The following is a 14557-nucleotide window of genomic DNA, read 5'->3' as shown; positions in this document are numbered from 1 at the left end:
CCGTGACCGCGGCGTCGAGTGGCGAGGGTTGGTCAGCGGATTGCTGCGTTGTCCCAGATGTTCCGCATGAAGCCAGCAACACGTGGAAGCAACGGGCCGGCCATGAGGGCCGTGGTTGCGAGCAGCGTTGCCGCCTGCAGGGCCAGGAACAACTCGAGCCACAGCGGCACGAACCCGCCCACCGCCCACGACACCGCCAGGATCACCGTGAGCGACGACCCCACGCGCAGCACCTTCATCGGAGATCGGCCCCATGTGACGAGCGCGGAGGCTGCGAACGCCAGTGGCACGAGCGCGTGCAACGCGGTCGACAGCGGGAGCCACAGATCGGTGCCGAGAGCCGGCGACTGTGTCACGACGAACCCCGCCACGGATGCGGCAGCGATGCCGGGCGCGAGATCACGTCCACGCACCGCGAACACCACGCAGGCCGATCCAACGAGCAAGGCCAACGCGACGAAGAACGCCGCCGCGCCGAAGCCGAACAGGTGGGAGCCGCCGAAGCCGAGCAGGTTGTCGACGGACAGGACGGTGCTGCTGAGTGAGGCGATCGTTCCGGTGGTCGCGACTGCGGTGCGCTCCGAAGCAGGCCTGGATGTGCTCGTCACGGGCTTCCCTCGACTGGACTCACGGTGGCGGCCACCTTCTCGTACGCGGTCGCGCACTTCGCCTTGAGGCGAGGACCGATCGGTGAGAGCGCTGCTGCCAATCGCTCCGTGTCCGGGATCTTGCGGATGCGGTCCCTGCCGAGGCTGTCGACTGCTGCGTGCACTTCGGCAGTGACGGCCGGGAACAACCTGTCGTACTGAGCCGCGTGTTCGTTGCGCTCACCCGGATGGTTCACGTAGCGTTCTCCCTCGCTCGCGACGAACTGCGTGCAGGTGGTGAGGTACTCCTGCTCCGCTGTCAGCTTCGTGGAGGACCCGGCATCCCCGGCGATCTTCGGCGCGTCTGGAGGAGCGTCCAACGCCGCGACGATGGCAGGTGGTCCGATCACGTACCAGTTCTCACCGCGAGCGACGGCACGTTCCCCGTTGAACGTGTCGGCCCAGTCCTCAAGCGTCTGCGGAACGGACGCGGTGTGAGCGTAGGCGCGGACGAACGTTGCATCACCACTGTTGAAGCAATCGAATCCCCGCATCGCATCCCAGAAAGCAAGGTCATCGAGCAACGCGTCGGCGTCTTCGCACGGCACGGACTCGCGGAGCTGATCAGCGATCGACTGCATCGAAGCCACGTCGAGCGCAGGCTCGTCGGGCCGGGGAACCGGGTCGGAAGGAGCTGCTCGTAGATCGCCGGATGCGCAGCCCGACAGAAGAGCTGCGGCGACGCAGCTCGAGGCGATGACCCCGAGCCCGCGTCGCCGCATGCTGTGCCGTGTCACTGCCACTGCACGCCGGCCCAGCCGACCGCGGTGAGCCCCTTCACCTTCTTGGTGCCGGCGACATTGCCCCACGGAACGGTCTTCGTCTGCCCCGAGCCACAGCCGATTGCCGTCCAGGTGGGCGCGTGCTTGGAATTGAACCCTTTGCCCCAGATGCAGGGGTTGGTGGTACCCATGTGCTTGTACCACTTGTACGGGGCCCGCGCTGCGGAGTTCCAGCCGATCACGTTGCAGCCGTTGACGGACTGGCCCATGACCGGTAGCACCGTGAAGGCTCGGTCCTTGCAGTTACCGGACTGGGTCGTGGGGCCGTCGCCGACCATCACGACCTCACTGTTGGGATCAAAGCTCCCATCGACCACGACGTGTGGCGGGATCGAGGTCCGTAGGCGTTCATTGCTTGCATGCGCCGGGACGGCGGGTGCCAGCACTGAAGCCGCGACTGCGGTCGACACGAGTACAGCAGAAAATGTGTTCTTCTTGGACATCTCTCACCCTTGATTAACCGGTGAAGTTTTACCGGATGAACACATACTGCACGGCAACGGTGATCCGGGCAACCTGTCTTCTGGCCCGCCGAGGAGTCGTTGCCGTGACCTTCCGCCTCGTGAACGCCGGGACGGCATGGGAGGGCGTCCGGGTCGCGAGGAGCGCCCGGAGTCGCGTTGGTATCCCACCGCGAAGTACACTTCGACCTGCCCCCACCCCCTCGCACGAAGGCCCGACCGTGACCCGATCCCTCCGCCTCACCCTCGCCGTCGCAACAGCCGCGGTCACCGCCCTCGCCCTGACGTCGTGCGCCGCCGGCAGCGGCAGCAACGACGACGGCACCGTCACCGACGGCAAGCTGACGATCGCCACCGGTGAGCCGGCGTACTCGCCGTGGATCGAGGACAACAAGCCGGAGTCCGGCAAGGGCTTCGAGTCCGCCGTGGCCTACGCGGTCGCGAAGGAGATGGGCTACGGCAAGTCCGACGTCGTCTGGAAGCGCAGCACCTTCGACAGCGCGATCGCTCCGGGCCCGAAGGACTGGGACCTCAACGTCCAGCAGTTCTCCATCGACGCCAAGCGCAAGAAGGCCGTCGACATGTCGAGCGCGTACTACACGACGACGCAGGCCGTGGTGACGACCAGCACCTCGAAGGCCGTCGACGACACGAGCATCGCCGCCCTCAAGCAGGACGCGATCGGTGTCGCCACCGGGTCCACGTCGATCGCGAGCGTGAAGAGCGTGCTCGGGATCACCCCGCAGGTCTTCAACTCGAACGACGACGCCGTCCTCGCACTGAAGTCGGGTCAGATCGATGCGATCGTCACCGACCTGCCGACGGCGTTCTACATGGCGGCAGCGCAGCTCGACGACGGCACGGTGTCGGCGCAGTTCCCGTCCGACGGCAAGGGTGACCAGTTCGGCTTCGTCCTGCCGAAGGGCTCGGAGCTCACGGGCAAGGTGGACAAGGCACTCAAGTCGCTGACGGACGACGGCACGCTCGAGGACCTGCAGACCAAGTGGCTCTCCTCGGAGACCAACACCCCGGTCCTGAAGTAACCGCATGACCGTGCCAGCAGGCGCCGGGACCCCGGTCGCCGCAGCCGCGCCGAGCCAGGTCGAGGCCGAGCGGCGGCTCTACCGCCGGCAGCGCGGACGCCGGTCGATCGTGGTGTCGGTGGTGTCGACGCTCGTGGTGATCGCGATCGCCTACTTCGGCGTCGTGAACACCCCGGGCTGGGCAGCGGTCCAGCAGTCGTTCTTCGATCCGCAGACCGCGATCGACACGTTCCCGGACATCCTGCTGGGCCTCTGGCTGAACGTCCGCATCCTGTTCTTCAGCGCCATCGGCGTCGCGGTGTTCGGCACCCTGCTCGCGGTGGTGCGGGGCCTGCGGAACCCGGTGTTCTTCCCGCTGCGGATGCTGGCGACCGGCTACACGGACCTGTTCCGCGGCCTGCCGCTCATCATCGTGCTGTACCTGGTCGGCTACGGGATCCCCGGGCTCGGGGTGTTCCCGCGGCTGCCCGCCGAGGTCTGGGGCACCATCGCGATCGTCCTGACGTACTCGTCGTACATCGCCGAGGTCCTGCGTGCCGGCATGGAGGCCGTGCACCCGTCGCAGCGTCTCGCCGCCCGGTCGCTCGGACTGTCGCACGCGAAGACCCTGCGGCTCGTGGTGCTGCCGCAGGCGATCCGCAAGGTCACACCGGCGCTGATGAACGACTTTGTCTCGATGCAGAAGGACGTCGGCCTGGTCTCGATCCTCGGCGCCGTCGACGCGGTCCGGTCGGCGCAGATCGCCCAGGCGGAGACCTACAACTTCACGCCGTACTTCGTCGCGGGACTGCTGTTCGTGGTGATCAGCCTGCCGCTGATCCGCGTCACGGACGCGATCGCACGCCGCCAGCAGCGGCGCGAGCAGATCGGAGGGACCGTATGAGCGAGGTCGGCCAGGAGGCCCGTGGTGCGTCGGGTGCGGACGCTGCGGTCCTCGAACTGCGTGGGGTGCGCAAGGCCTTCGGCGAGCACGAGGTCCTGCGCGGCATCGACCTGACGCTGCACCGCCACGAGGTCATCTGCGTCATCGGCGCGTCCGGCTCGGGCAAGTCGACCCTGCTCAAGACGGTGAACCTGCTCGAGGGCATCGACGACGGCGAGATCCTGCTGCAGGGCACGGACATCGCCGATCCCCGCATCGCCGTCGACGGTGTCCGCGCCCGCATCGGCGTGGTCTTCCAGCAGTTCAACCTGTTCCCGCACATGACCGTGCTCGACAACGTGACGCTCGCCTCGCGCCAGGTGCACGGCGTCGGGCGGGCGCAGGCCGAGGCGACCGCGCGTCGGCTGCTCGAGCGCATCGGGCTGGCGGAGTTCGCCGACGCCTACCCGGACCGGCTCTCCGGCGGGCAGCAGCAGCGCGTCGCGATCGTCCGGGCCATCGCGTCCGACCCCGAGCTCCTGCTGCTCGACGAGGTCACGAGCGCACTCGACCCCCAGCTCGTCGGCGAGGTGCTCGACCTGGTCACCGAACTGAAGCGGCAGGGCACGACGATCCTGATGACCACGCACGAGATGCACTTCGCACGGAACGTCGCCGACCGGATCGTGTTCCTGCACCGGGGCGAGGTCGTCGAGCAGGGTGTCCCCGCCGAGGTCCTCGACGCACCGCAGCACCCGGCGCTCATCGAGTTCCTCTCCCGCGTCCACGCCTAGGGCGTCAGCAGCACCTTCCCGACGACCTCGCCGTCGCGGACCTTCCGGTGCGCCTCCTCGACCTCGGCCAGGGGCAGGACGGTGTCGATGACCGGTCGGACGCTGCCGTCGGCGACGAAGGGCCAGACGTGCTCGCGGACGGCGGCGACGATGGCGGCCTTCTCGGCGAGCGGGCGGGCGCGCAGGGTCGTGCCGCTGATCGACGCCCGCTTCCGCATCAGGGCACCGAGGTCGAGCTCGGCGGTGCTGCCGCTGCCCGAGGCGATGACGGCGATGTGCCCGTTGGGCGCGAGGGCCTGCAGGTTCCGCCCCAGGTAGGCCGGCCCGACCACGTCGAGCACCACGTCGACCCCGACGCCGTCCGTGAACGCCAGGACGCGTTCGACGAAGTCCTCGGAGCGGTGGTCGACGACCAGGTCGGCACCGAGGTCCCGCGACGCCTGGACCTTGCGGTCGCCGCCGCTCGTGGCGATCACCGTCGCGCCCAGCGCCTTCGCCCACAGCACGGCGTGGGAGCCCATGCCGCCTGTGCCGCCGTGCACGAGCAGGGTCTGCCCAGGGCGGAGTCCGGCGAGCATGCCGATGTTCGAGTACACGGTGCAGGCGGCCTCGGGCAGGCCAGCAGCCTCGACCAGGTCGACCGAGTCGGGGACCGGCAGCACCTGCGTCGCAGGAGCCACGACGAGCGAGGCGTAGCCGCCGCCGGACAGCAGGGCGCACACGCGGTCGCCGACGGCCACCGAGGTCACCCCGTCGCCGAGGGCCCGGACGGTGCCGGAGACCTCGAGCCCCAGGATCTCCGAAGCGCCGGGCGGCGGCGGGTAGTTCCCCGCGCGCTGCTGCAGGTCGGCGTTGTTCACACCGGCGGCGGCGACCTCGATGAGCACCTCGCCCGCGGCGGGCACCGGGTCGGGCAGGTCGGTCACGGACATGGTGGTGTCGTCGAAGGTGATGGCGCGCATGCCCTCGACGGTACGCCGGGCGGCCGGTCATCCTGTGAGTGCCCCATGTACGCTCGATGACGGATCTGCACCTCATCCGGGGGAGTGTGGACCGATCGAGGGGGACTCTCCACCATGCCGAAGAACAAGTTCATCGCGCTCGCCACCGCCGGCCTCGCGCTCACCCTGCTCGCCGGTTGTTCGACCGGGCCGTCGAAGGCCGAGCAGTGCACCCAGTTCGAGAAGACGGTCAAGTCCGCCGCCGAGGGCGTGCAGTCCGAGGCCGCGAACCTGCAGTCCGACCCGGACGCCGCCGTCACGAAGCTCAAGGAGCTCGACGAGAAGATCTCCGACGGCGTCGACGACCTGTCCGACGACGACCTGCAGGACAAGGGCGAGGCGTTCGAGGACGCCTACGGTGACCTCGTCGACCAGATCGAGGACATCGCTGACGACCCGCAGTCGGCCGACGTCTCGGCGCTCACGAAGTCCAGCACCAAGGTGCAGGATGCCGGCAACGCCTTCCAGAAGGAGTGCAACTCCTGATGCGCCGCACCCTCACCGCGGTGACCACGGCGCTCGTCGCCGTGGCGCTGCTGGCGGGCTGCTCCGGCGGGTCGTCGGACGACGGCGACTCGGCGGACACGTCTGCTCCGTCGAAGACCTCGGCCGCTGCGCCCGCGCAGACGAAGGCCGAGGCGTGCGCCCTGGTCGAGAACGAGCTCAAGTCGTTCATCGCCGAGCAGACGTCGTCCTCGGCGCCGGCGGACCCCGCGGCGCGCGCGAAGCTGGTCGGGGAGTTCACCGACCGCCTCGACGCTGCGCTGCCGAAGGTCACGAACGACGACGTCCACGACGCCTTCGAGGACTTCACCGAGGACGCGAAGGAGTACGCCTCGGCGCTCACCTCCAGCGGCTCGGCCGACTCCGCCGAGGCGAAGGACGCCCAGACCGACGTGCAGTCCTCACTGAACGAGGTCTCGGCGGTCTGCCCGAGCAACTAGTCGGACACCACATCTCCACACGACGACGCCCCGCAGCTCCGACCGGAACCGCGGGGCGTCGTCGTGCCGGGGACGGCTCAGACGGCGGCCGGCTGCGATGCGTCGAGTCGCGCGACGTCCTCCGGCCGCAGCTTCACGGTCGGTGCGGTCAGCGAGTTGAGGATCGACTGCGGGCGCGACGCCCCGGGGATCGGGACGACCACGTCGCTCTTCTGCAGCTCCCATGCGAGCGCGATCACCTGCGGTGTGACGCCACGGTCCCGCGCGATGTACGCGAAGTCCTCGTAGGCGGTGCCGAGATCCGCGGCGTTCGCGATGCCGCCCAGCGGGCTCCACGGCAGGAACGCGATCCCGAGCTCGTCGCAGAGCTCGAGTTCCGGCTCGCTCGACCGGAACTTCGGCGAGAACTGGTTCTGCACCGAGGCCAGCCGTCCGTCGAGGACCTCGTTCGCCGTCCGGATCTGGTCGGGGTCGGCGTTCGAGATGCCGGCCATCCGGATGACCCCCTCGTCGAGCAGCTCACCGAGTGCTCCGACGGACTCGGCGTAGGGGACCGCGGGGTCCGGACGGTGGAACTGGTACAGGCCGATCGCCTCGACGCCGAGGCGCTTCGCCGAGGCCTTCGCCGCCTGCTTCAGGTACTCCGGGTGGCCGTTCTGCGCCCATGCGCCGGCCTCCGGTCGCAGGTGTCCGCCCTTCGTGGCGATGAGGATCGACTCGGTGTCGCCGTGGAACTCCCGCACGGCCCGGGCGATGAGCTCCTCGTTGTGCCCCACCTCGTCGTGGGCGGCCAGGTGGTACGCGTCCGCGGTGTCGATGAGCGTGACACCGTTCTCGAGCGCGGCGTGGATGGTCGCGATGGACTGTCGTTCGTCGGGGCGCCCCTCGATCGACATGGGCATCCCGCCCAGACCGATGGCACTGACCGACACGTCTCCGATGACTCGTTGCTTCATGCGCCCAGCATGCGCCGGGGGCGCACGGTCACGCCCAGGGTGCGTCGCTCGTCCCCGGCTCAGCGCCGCGCCCAGCCCGGCGCGTGCTCCGGCAGCGGGCCGAAGGCGATGCCCCGGGCGTAGAGGCCCCGCGACGGCGGCACGTACCGGGCGAGCAGCACGGGCAGCAGCGGTGGCCCGTTCCGCAGCTGCCCCGCGAACGCCCGCTCGAAGACGACGCGGTGCAGTACGGCCTGCGCCGACTGGACGACCACGGCCGGTGGCCTCCGACGGCGCTGCACCGCGGCCAGCGCAGGGTTCAGCGCCGGACCGCTCCGCCCGTGCCGGAGCGCCGGCACCAGGATCGCGGCGGTCGCCACGGCGTCCTGCACCGCCAGGTTGATCCCCACCCCACCCGCGGGCGACATCGCGTGGGCCGCGTCTCCGATGCACAGCAGACCCGGCCGCCACCACCGCCGCAACCGGTCCATCCGGACGTCGAGCACGTGCACGTCGTCCATCGAGCCGATCGCGTCGACCCGGTCGGCGAAGTCCGGACGGAGCCGGGCCACCCGCGCCCGGAAGGCGCCGACGCCCTCGGCCCGCAGTGCAGCGTCCGAACCCTTCGGGGCGAAGTACGCGACCTGGTGGTAGTCGGGCCGCGGGAAGCTCAGCAGCACGTCCCGGTCGGAGAACGCCGGCGTCAGGGCGCTCGCCGCGTCTCCCGGACGCCGGGGCAGCCGGAACCACCAGGTGTCGAACGGCACCGGGAACGCCCGCGGCACGAACCCCGCGGCCCGACGCAGGACCGAGTTCCGTCCGTCGCACGCGATCACGACGTCGGCCTGGAGTTCCTCGGCGTCCCCACTGCCGTCGCGCCGGCGCAGGTGCACCCCGGTGACGACGCCGTTCTCCTCGATGAGTCCGGTCGCCGTGAGGCCCATCGCGATGTCGAACGACGGTTCCTGCCGGGCAGCGGTGACGAGCAGGTCGAGCAGGTCCCACTGCGGCACCATCGCCACGTGGTCGTACGGGGGCTCGAGCCGCGAGAAGTCGCCGAGCAGCAGCCGCGACCCGTCGGGCATCGGCAGGGAGAAGTCGTCGAGCCGAGACTGCGGCAGCGCCCGGAAGCGCTCGCCGAGGCCGAGCTCGTCGAGCAGCCGGATCGTCGAGGCGTGCACGGTGTCGCCCCGGAAGTCCCGGTTGAAGTCGTCGTGCTGCTCGATGACGCGCACGTCGATGCCGGCCCGTGCGAGCAGCAGCCCGAGGACGACCCCGGCGGGGCCGCCGCCGACCACCGCGACCGTCGTCCGCGACACCGTCACCATGCCCTGGACGCTACGCCGTGTCGGACGGGAGGCCCGGGGCCGTGTCCGCCACGGGCCTCCCGTCCGGCGCCCGGTCGCGTCTGCCCGCGCGACGTGACGCGGTGCGACATGGTCGACGTCGTACGACATCGACGATGTCGTCGCTGCGCGCGCGCAACTGGCGGCGGTCGCAACGAACGACGAACTCGTTGTCGTACGACCTCGATCGTGTCGTTCGGAGTCGGTCCGGCAGGACCAGCGCGGTGCGCGTCGGCGCTAGGCGCTCGCGGACACCGACGACGACGCGGTCTCGCCGTCGGCCGCGTTCGCGAAGACGACCCCGCCCCACGCGATCACGCCGATCGCGAGCACGAAGCCGATCGCGGCGATCCACCACGACGACTTCCGGCGGATCCACGCGCCGATCGCGAGCACGATCGTGGCGACCCCGATCACGAACGCACCACCGACCGCGATGGCCGTACCGCCGATGTAGCCGCCGGGGGTACACCCGGCCGAGGCGTCGCACGTCGCGGTCGCCGAGATGACCGCGATGATGCCGACGACGGCGGTGACGATCGTCATGACCGCACCGAAGGCCAGCAGCAGCACGGTCGAGATCCGGTCGGCGAGCTTCGCGGGCGGGAACAGCGTGGTGCCACCGCGCTCCCAGGCCGCGCGCTGCGGGTCCTGGGAGCCGGGCGAGGACTGCGGCGGACCGCCGGGGACGTTGGACCAGGTCATGGGAGCAGTCCTACCGCGCTTCCACGCCGAACGCCTGTGCGAGTCGCTGGATCTTCTGCGCCCGACCCAGGCGCGGCAGGTCGGATCCGTCGCGGATGACCTTGCCACGGGCCTCGAAGTCGTCGAGGAAGTCCTGCGCCCAGGCGACGTCGGTCGGCGTGGGGGAGATGACCTCGTTGATGACGGGCAACTGCTCGGTGTCCAGGCACAGCTTGCCGGTCAGGCCGAGCGAGACCGCGACCTGGGACTGCTCGCGCAGGATCGGGTGCGACGACCCCACCGTCGGGCCGTCGATCGGGCCGGGCAGGTCGCCGACGCGCGACGCGACGACGAGCTTCGACCGCGGGTACGCCATCGCCAGGGTGTCGGCGCTCGTGCCGGTGTCGCGGCGGTAGTCGCCGGAGCCGAACGCCAGCCGGAACGCACCCTGCGCCCGCGCGATCGAGACGGACTCCTCGATGCCGAGCGCCGACTCGACCAGCGCGATCACCGGGGTCTGGCCGCCGAGCCGGTGCCACGTGTCGGTGACCTGCGCCGGGGACTCGGTCTTCGCGAGCATCACGCCCTGCAGCCCGGGCAGGCCGCGGAGCTCCTCGACGTCGTCGGCCCAGAAGTCGGTCGTGACGTCGTTGATCCGCACCCAGGCCTCGCCGCCACCGGCCAGCCACGCGGCGACGCCCTGCCGCGCCGAGGGCTTGGCGGCGGGGTCGACGGCGTCCTCGATGTCCAGGATGATCTGGTCGGCGCGGGACCGCTGGGACTTCTCGAACCGGTCGGTCGCGGTACCGGAGACGAGCAGCCACGAGCGGGAGATCTCGGCGGGGACCGATCGACGCCGGTTCGGCGTGGGGGCGGACGGGGTGGTGCGGTCGTCGATGGCCATGCCCCGTTGGTACCACATCGGACGCCACGGGCGTCCCATCGGCCGTGCGACGCGGCCGGTCTGGCGGGTGCCGCGTCGGCCGGAAACCCCGAAACCTCGGTTCATTGCCAGAGAGGGCGCGCGTTCCCGCCTACAGTGTCGGATGTGTGGCGAGCGGACAGGGTGACCGACGGTGAGGACGACGTGAACGACGACGTCCCCGTCGAGGGTGCCCCCGCGCGCCCCGACGACGAGCGAGACGACCGCGATGAGCGAGACGACCGCGATGAGCGAGACGACCGAGACGAGCAGCAGGACGTGGACGAGGACCGGACCGACGACGAACCGGACCGTACGCTCCGCCCGGAACTGCAGCTGACCAGCCCGCAGGCGATCAGCCTCGGCGACCCCCGGCTGCAGGCGGGCAACGCGGCGGAACCGACGTGGGACGGCTGGCGCGGCCAGCTCACGGGCGTCGGCGGCACGAGCCCGCTCACCCACTTCAGCGACCACCCCCGCGCCCGCATCGAGCTGTCGACGACGCACCCGGGCGGCCTCGCCCAGTTCATCACCGGCAAGACCACCCTGCTGTCCAGCCTGATCCGCGACGAGGTGGCCCTCCGTGCCGCCCGTGTCGCCGCCGGCCAGGTCGAGGCGAAGGGCACCGAGCTCGCGACGGTGCGCGGCATCGACGCCGTCAAGCTCGGCATCGGCATGGCCGACTGGAAGCACGGCGACGAGCAGTTCCGCGGCCCGGTGCTCCTGCGCCCGCTGGCGATCCGCCGCCACGGCCGTGACTTCGAGGTCCGGCTCCTCGGCGAGCCCGTGCTCAACCCGGGTCTCGCCGACGCCCTGCACGAACAGTTCGGCGTCATCCTCGACGCGCAGTCCTTCGTGGCGCTCGCCCAGCAGGACGGCTCGTTCACCCCGAACCCCGTCATCGACCGACTGCGCGGCCTGACCGCGCACATCCCCGGCTTCTCGGTGCACGCCCGGCTCGTGGTCTCCACGTTCGCCGAGGTCGCGACCGGCATGGTCGAGGACACCGGCGACCTGTCCCACCCGGTGCTGGACGCCCTCGCCGGCAACCCGAGCGCCAAGTGGCAGGTCGAGCAGTCCTACCACCCGGTCGAGCAGACGCCGTCGGACGAGCGCAGCCCGGAGACCGACACCCTGCTGCTCGACGCCGACGACGAGCAGGAGAACGTGATCGCGCAGATCGCGGCCGGCAACTCCATCGTCGTGAAGACCCTGCCCGGCACCGGCGGCACCCAGACGATCGTGAACGCCCTGGGTGGCCTGGTCGCCGCGAACAAGCGCGTCCTCGTGGTGAGCCCGCGCCGTGCGACCCTGCGGGGCATCGCGGCCCGCTTCGGCGAGGTGCAGCTGCCCGGCGTCGCGGTCACGCCCTCGACCCTGCGCCGTGACGTCGTCCGTGCCATCGCCCGGAACGAGAAGGCCGCACGTCCGAACCTCCGCGAGGTCGACGACGCCCTGGTCCGGCTCCGCAAGGTCCTGAAGGACTACCGCGGTTCGCTCACCCGCAAGGACGCCGACTTCGGCGTCTCGGTGCTCGACTGCCTGGTCGAGCTCTCGCGGCTGTCGCTCCTGCCCGTCCCACCGTCGACGACCGCGCGGCTGTCGAAGCAGTCCGTGGCGTCCATGGTCGAGGGGCGCTCGCGCGTCGCCGAGACGATGGTCAGCGCGGCCAACCTCGGCGAGTTCCGCTACGGCCCCGACGACTCGCCCTGGTACGGCGCGAAGTTCTCCACCAGCGACGGCGCCCAGCGCGCCCACCGCATCGCGAAGGACCTCGACTCCGAGGGGCTGCCGACGCTCCTCCGCCGTGCGCACGACCTCGTCGCCACGACGCACATGCGCCAGTTCACGACGATCAACGAGCTCGGCATCTACCTGCGCCTGCTCACCGAGATCCGTGACACCCTCGACCGCTTCCTGCCGATGGTCTTCGACCGCTCGGTGTCGGAGCTCGTCGCCGCCACGGCCCCGCGTGGCGAGGGCGCCCCGATGTCCTCGACGAACCGTCGTCGCCTGAAGAAGCTCGCTCGCGAGTACGTCCGCCCCGGCGTGCACGTCTCCGACCTGCACGAGGCCCTGACCCGGGTGCAGCAGCAGCGCGTGCTCTGGCAGCGCTACGTCGCCGCCGGCGTGAACCCCGAGGTGCCCACGGGCATCGCGGACGTGCAGGTGCTGTTCTCGAACGTCGCCGAGGACCTCGCGCGCCTCGACGAGCCGCTCGGCCGGACCGAGCGCGACCGTCAGCTCGCGAACACCCCGGTCGACCAGCTCGTCCCCACCATCGCCGAGCTCGCCGCTGAGTCCGACGTCCTGCACAACCTGCAGGAGCGCACCGAGCTCATGCAGACCCTGCGCGACCTGCAGCTCGAGCCGCTCATCACCGACCTGGCGAACCGGCACGTGCCGGACCTGCAGGTGCCGGCCGAGCTCGAGCTCGCCTGGTGGCAGTCCGCGCTCGAGACCATGCTCGAGTCCGACCGGGCGCTGCTCGGCGCGAACACCGACATGCTCGACCGGGTCGAGGCCGACTTCCGCCTCGTCGACGACGCCCACGCGGCAGGGGTCTCCCAGGGCCTCGCGTGGCAGCTCGCCGAGAACTGGAAGGTCGGACTCGTCGACTGGCCGGAAGAGGCCACGGCGCTGAAGACCCAGCTGCGCGAGGGTGCGATCACCTCGCGGCTGCTCCAGGACTCCGCACCGCACCTGTCCCGGTCCATCGCGCCCGTGTGGCTCGCGAGCCCGTACGAGGTGTCGCAGATCGCCGACACGATGCCGTTCGACACCGTGATCCTGGTCGACGCCGGAGCCGTGACGATCGCCGAGACCGTCGGGGCCGTCCGTCGTGCGCGCCAGACCGTCGTCTTCGGTGACCCGGTCACGCAGACGCCGTCGCCGTTCCGCATCGCCGTCGACCCCGAGCACCGTGCGCTGCAGGTCGACGAGGGCACCCTCGACGCCTTCCACGCCGACTCCGCCCTGGCGAAGCTCTCCACCCTGCTGCCGACCCTGTCGCTCTCGCGGTCGTACCGTGCCGGCGGCGAGGACCTGGCCGAGCTCGTGAACCGTCGCTTCTACGGCGGCAAGATCGAGTCGCTCCCGTGGGCCGGATCGTTCCTCGGCCACGGCTCGATCGCGCTCGACTACGTCAGCGACGGCAAGGCCGTCCCGGACCCCGAGTCCGGCGCCGTCGAGAGCGTCGACGCCGAGGTGGACCGCGTGGTCCGACTCGTCATCGACCACGCCCGAACCCGCCCGAGCGAGTCGCTCATGGTCATCACCGCCTCGGCGAAGCACGCCGTGCGCGTCGAGCAGGCCGTGCTGACCGCGGCACAGGGCCACAAGGACCTGACCGAGTTCGTCATCGGCGACCGCGCCGAGCCGTTCATCGTGGCGACGCTCGAGCAGTCTGTGGCGCAGAGCCGCGACCGCGTCGTGTTCTCCATCGGCTACGGCCGCACCCCGCACGGCCGCGTCCTGCGCGACTTCGGTCCGCTCGGCAAGCCCGGCGGCGAGCGGCTGCTCGCGGTCGCGATGACCCGTGCGCGCCGCTCGATGGTGATCGTGACGTGCTTCCAGCCGTCCGACATCGAGGCCGAGCGGATGGGCCACGGCACCGTCGCCCTCGCCGAGATCCTGGCCGAGGTGCGTGCGCGCACCACCGCCGAGTACGTGCCGGACGACTCCGACCCGCTGCTCGTGGACCTGGCCCGCCGCCTCGAGATGCGTGGCATCCCGGTCGCGCTCGGGCACCGCGGCAAGCTCGGCCTGGTGGCCGCGCACGGCGGGGTCTGCGTCACGATCGAGACCGACGCGTCGCTCGTCAAGGGCTCGTTGCGCGAGTCCCTGCGCCTGCGCCCCGAGGTCCTGCGCCGACTCGGCTGGCACTACGTGCGAGTGCACGCGTTCCAGCTGTTCTCCGACCCGGACCGCGTCGCGAACACCGTCGCCGCCGTGCTCGGTGTCGACCGTGGTGCCACGCAGGAGATCTCGATCCCGCCGATTCCCGCTCGCCGATGACCGACCGGCCGAGTCGGCGGGCCTCCCGGCCCGCCGGTCCGGTGACGCCGGAGACGGACCAGCTGGTGGGCACGTGGACGCGAGCCGACGACGCATCGTCGGCCGCGCCTCCCGGTCCA

The 14557-nt window shown here is 70.8% G+C and carries 14 protein-coding genes; 6 read left to right on the top strand and 8 right to left on the bottom strand.

Annotation, left to right across the window (positions count from 1 at the left end; translation table 11 throughout):
• Window positions 1-32 precede the first annotated feature (32 nt).
• The 3 genes from ACVKXF_RS16780 to ACVKXF_RS16770 form a co-directional block, all read right to left on the bottom strand.
• Entirely contained in the window at window positions 33-608 is a 576-nt protein-coding gene (locus ACVKXF_RS16780; protein ID WP_456796401.1) for a hypothetical protein, read from the bottom strand.
• Window positions 605-1228, bottom strand: a complete 624-nt coding sequence (locus ACVKXF_RS16775) for a hypothetical protein (RefSeq protein ID WP_456796400.1) — start codon at window positions 1226-1228, stop codon at window positions 605-607. The genes ACVKXF_RS16780 and ACVKXF_RS16775 overlap by 4 nt, the downstream gene beginning before the upstream one ends.
• A 152-nt stretch (window positions 1229-1380) precedes the next feature.
• The gene (locus ACVKXF_RS16770; protein WP_456796399.1) at window positions 1381-1872 is read right to left on the bottom strand and encodes a hypothetical protein; all 492 of its coding nucleotides are present in this window, start codon (window positions 1870-1872) and stop codon (window positions 1381-1383) included.
• A 239-nt stretch (window positions 1873-2111) separates the two neighbouring features.
• Here ACVKXF_RS16770 and ACVKXF_RS16765 point away from each other — a divergent pair, with 239 nt between their 5' ends.
• The 3 genes from ACVKXF_RS16765 to ACVKXF_RS16755 are packed head-to-tail and all read left to right on the top strand — an operon-like array spanning window position 2112 to window position 4589.
• On the top strand, window positions 2112-2933 hold the full coding sequence (locus ACVKXF_RS16765; RefSeq protein WP_456796398.1) for an ABC transporter substrate-binding protein: 822 nt from the start codon (window positions 2112-2114) through the stop codon (window positions 2931-2933).
• A gap of 4 nt (window positions 2934-2937) precedes the next feature.
• A complete protein-coding gene (locus ACVKXF_RS16760; protein WP_123293349.1) occupies window positions 2938-3816 on the top strand; it encodes an amino acid ABC transporter permease in 879 nt (292 codons plus the stop codon).
• Window positions 3813-4589, top strand: coding sequence for an amino acid ABC transporter ATP-binding protein (locus ACVKXF_RS16755; RefSeq protein ID WP_456796397.1), 777 nt, complete (start codon window positions 3813-3815; stop codon window positions 4587-4589). Before ACVKXF_RS16760 ends, ACVKXF_RS16755 begins: the two co-directional genes overlap by 4 nt.
• On the opposite strand, the gene ACVKXF_RS16750 is transcribed toward ACVKXF_RS16755, so the two are convergent.
• On the bottom strand, window positions 4586-5551 hold the full coding sequence (locus tag ACVKXF_RS16750; protein WP_456796396.1) for an NAD(P)H-quinone oxidoreductase: 966 nt from the start codon (window positions 5549-5551) through the stop codon (window positions 4586-4588). The genes ACVKXF_RS16755 and ACVKXF_RS16750 overlap by 4 nt on opposite strands.
• A gap of 114 nt (window positions 5552-5665) precedes the next feature.
• On the opposite strand from ACVKXF_RS16750, the gene ACVKXF_RS16745 reads away from it, so the two are divergent.
• The gene (locus tag ACVKXF_RS16745; protein WP_123312103.1) at window positions 5666-6076 is read left to right on the top strand and encodes a hypothetical protein; all 411 of its coding nucleotides are present in this window, start codon (window positions 5666-5668) and stop codon (window positions 6074-6076) included.
• On the top strand, window positions 6076-6534 hold the full coding sequence (locus ACVKXF_RS16740) for a hypothetical protein (protein WP_456796395.1): 459 nt from the start codon (window positions 6076-6078) through the stop codon (window positions 6532-6534). The genes ACVKXF_RS16745 and ACVKXF_RS16740 overlap by 1 nt, the downstream gene beginning before the upstream one ends.
• Before the next feature lie 77 nt (window positions 6535-6611).
• On the opposite strand, the gene ACVKXF_RS16735 is transcribed toward ACVKXF_RS16740, so the two are convergent.
• The 4 genes from ACVKXF_RS16735 to ACVKXF_RS16720 form a co-directional block, all read right to left on the bottom strand.
• Entirely contained in the window at window positions 6612-7490 is an 879-nt protein-coding gene (locus ACVKXF_RS16735) for an aldo/keto reductase (protein WP_123312106.1), read from the bottom strand.
• 59 nt (window positions 7491-7549) lie between these two features.
• A complete protein-coding gene (locus tag ACVKXF_RS16730) occupies window positions 7550-8797 on the bottom strand; it encodes an FAD-dependent oxidoreductase (RefSeq protein WP_456796394.1) in 1248 nt (415 codons plus the stop codon).
• Window positions 8798-9052: 255 nt separating this feature from the next.
• Complete coding sequence (locus ACVKXF_RS16725; RefSeq protein ID WP_456796393.1) at window positions 9053-9520, bottom strand: DUF6264 family protein; 468 nt, start codon at window positions 9518-9520, stop codon at window positions 9053-9055.
• Window positions 9521-9530: 10 nt separating this feature from the next.
• Window positions 9531-10403: an HpcH/HpaI aldolase/citrate lyase family protein gene (locus ACVKXF_RS16720; RefSeq protein ID WP_111086303.1), complete on the bottom strand. Its 873-nt coding sequence runs from the start codon at window positions 10401-10403 to the stop codon at window positions 9531-9533.
• A 162-nt stretch (window positions 10404-10565) separates the two neighbouring features.
• Here ACVKXF_RS16720 and ACVKXF_RS16715 point away from each other — a divergent pair, with 162 nt between their 5' ends.
• On the top strand, window positions 10566-14438 hold the full coding sequence (locus ACVKXF_RS16715; protein WP_456796392.1) for an AAA family ATPase: 3873 nt from the start codon (window positions 10566-10568) through the stop codon (window positions 14436-14438).
• Window positions 14439-14557: the final 119 nt, after the last annotated feature.

The sequence above is a fragment of the Curtobacterium sp. PvP017 genome (genome assembly GCF_054060195.1).
This window is presented reverse-complemented; position numbering and strand designations above follow the sequence as displayed.

Bases quoted from the DNA above. Each gene is read 5' to 3' on its own strand.
- ACVKXF_RS16775 (WP_456796400.1), bottom strand. From the start codon at position 1,228: ATGCAGTCGATCGCTGATCAGCTCCGCGAGTCCGTGCCGTGCGAAGAC.
- ACVKXF_RS16770 (WP_456796399.1), bottom strand. From the start codon at position 1,872: ATGTCCAAGAAGAACACATTTTCTGCTGTACTCGTGTCGACCGCAGTC.
- ACVKXF_RS16760 (WP_123293349.1), top strand. From the start codon at position 2,938: ATGACCGTGCCAGCAGGCGCCGGGACCCCGGTCGCCGCAGCCGCGCCG.
- ACVKXF_RS16755 (WP_456796397.1), top strand. From the start codon at position 3,813: ATGAGCGAGGTCGGCCAGGAGGCCCGTGGTGCGTCGGGTGCGGACGCT.
- ACVKXF_RS16750 (WP_456796396.1), bottom strand. From the start codon at position 5,551: ATGCGCGCCATCACCTTCGACGACACCACCATGTCCGTGACCGACCTG.
- ACVKXF_RS16745 (WP_123312103.1), top strand. From the start codon at position 5,666: ATGCCGAAGAACAAGTTCATCGCGCTCGCCACCGCCGGCCTCGCGCTC.
- ACVKXF_RS16740 (WP_456796395.1), top strand. From the start codon at position 6,076: ATGCGCCGCACCCTCACCGCGGTGACCACGGCGCTCGTCGCCGTGGCG.
- ACVKXF_RS16735 (WP_123312106.1), bottom strand. From the start codon at position 7,490: ATGAAGCAACGAGTCATCGGAGACGTGTCGGTCAGTGCCATCGGTCTG.
- ACVKXF_RS16730 (WP_456796394.1), bottom strand. From the start codon at position 8,797: ATGGTGACGGTGTCGCGGACGACGGTCGCGGTGGTCGGCGGCGGCCCC.
- ACVKXF_RS16725 (WP_456796393.1), bottom strand. From the start codon at position 9,520: ATGACCTGGTCCAACGTCCCCGGCGGTCCGCCGCAGTCCTCGCCCGGC.
- ACVKXF_RS16720 (WP_111086303.1), bottom strand. From the start codon at position 10,403: ATGGCCATCGACGACCGCACCACCCCGTCCGCCCCCACGCCGAACCGG.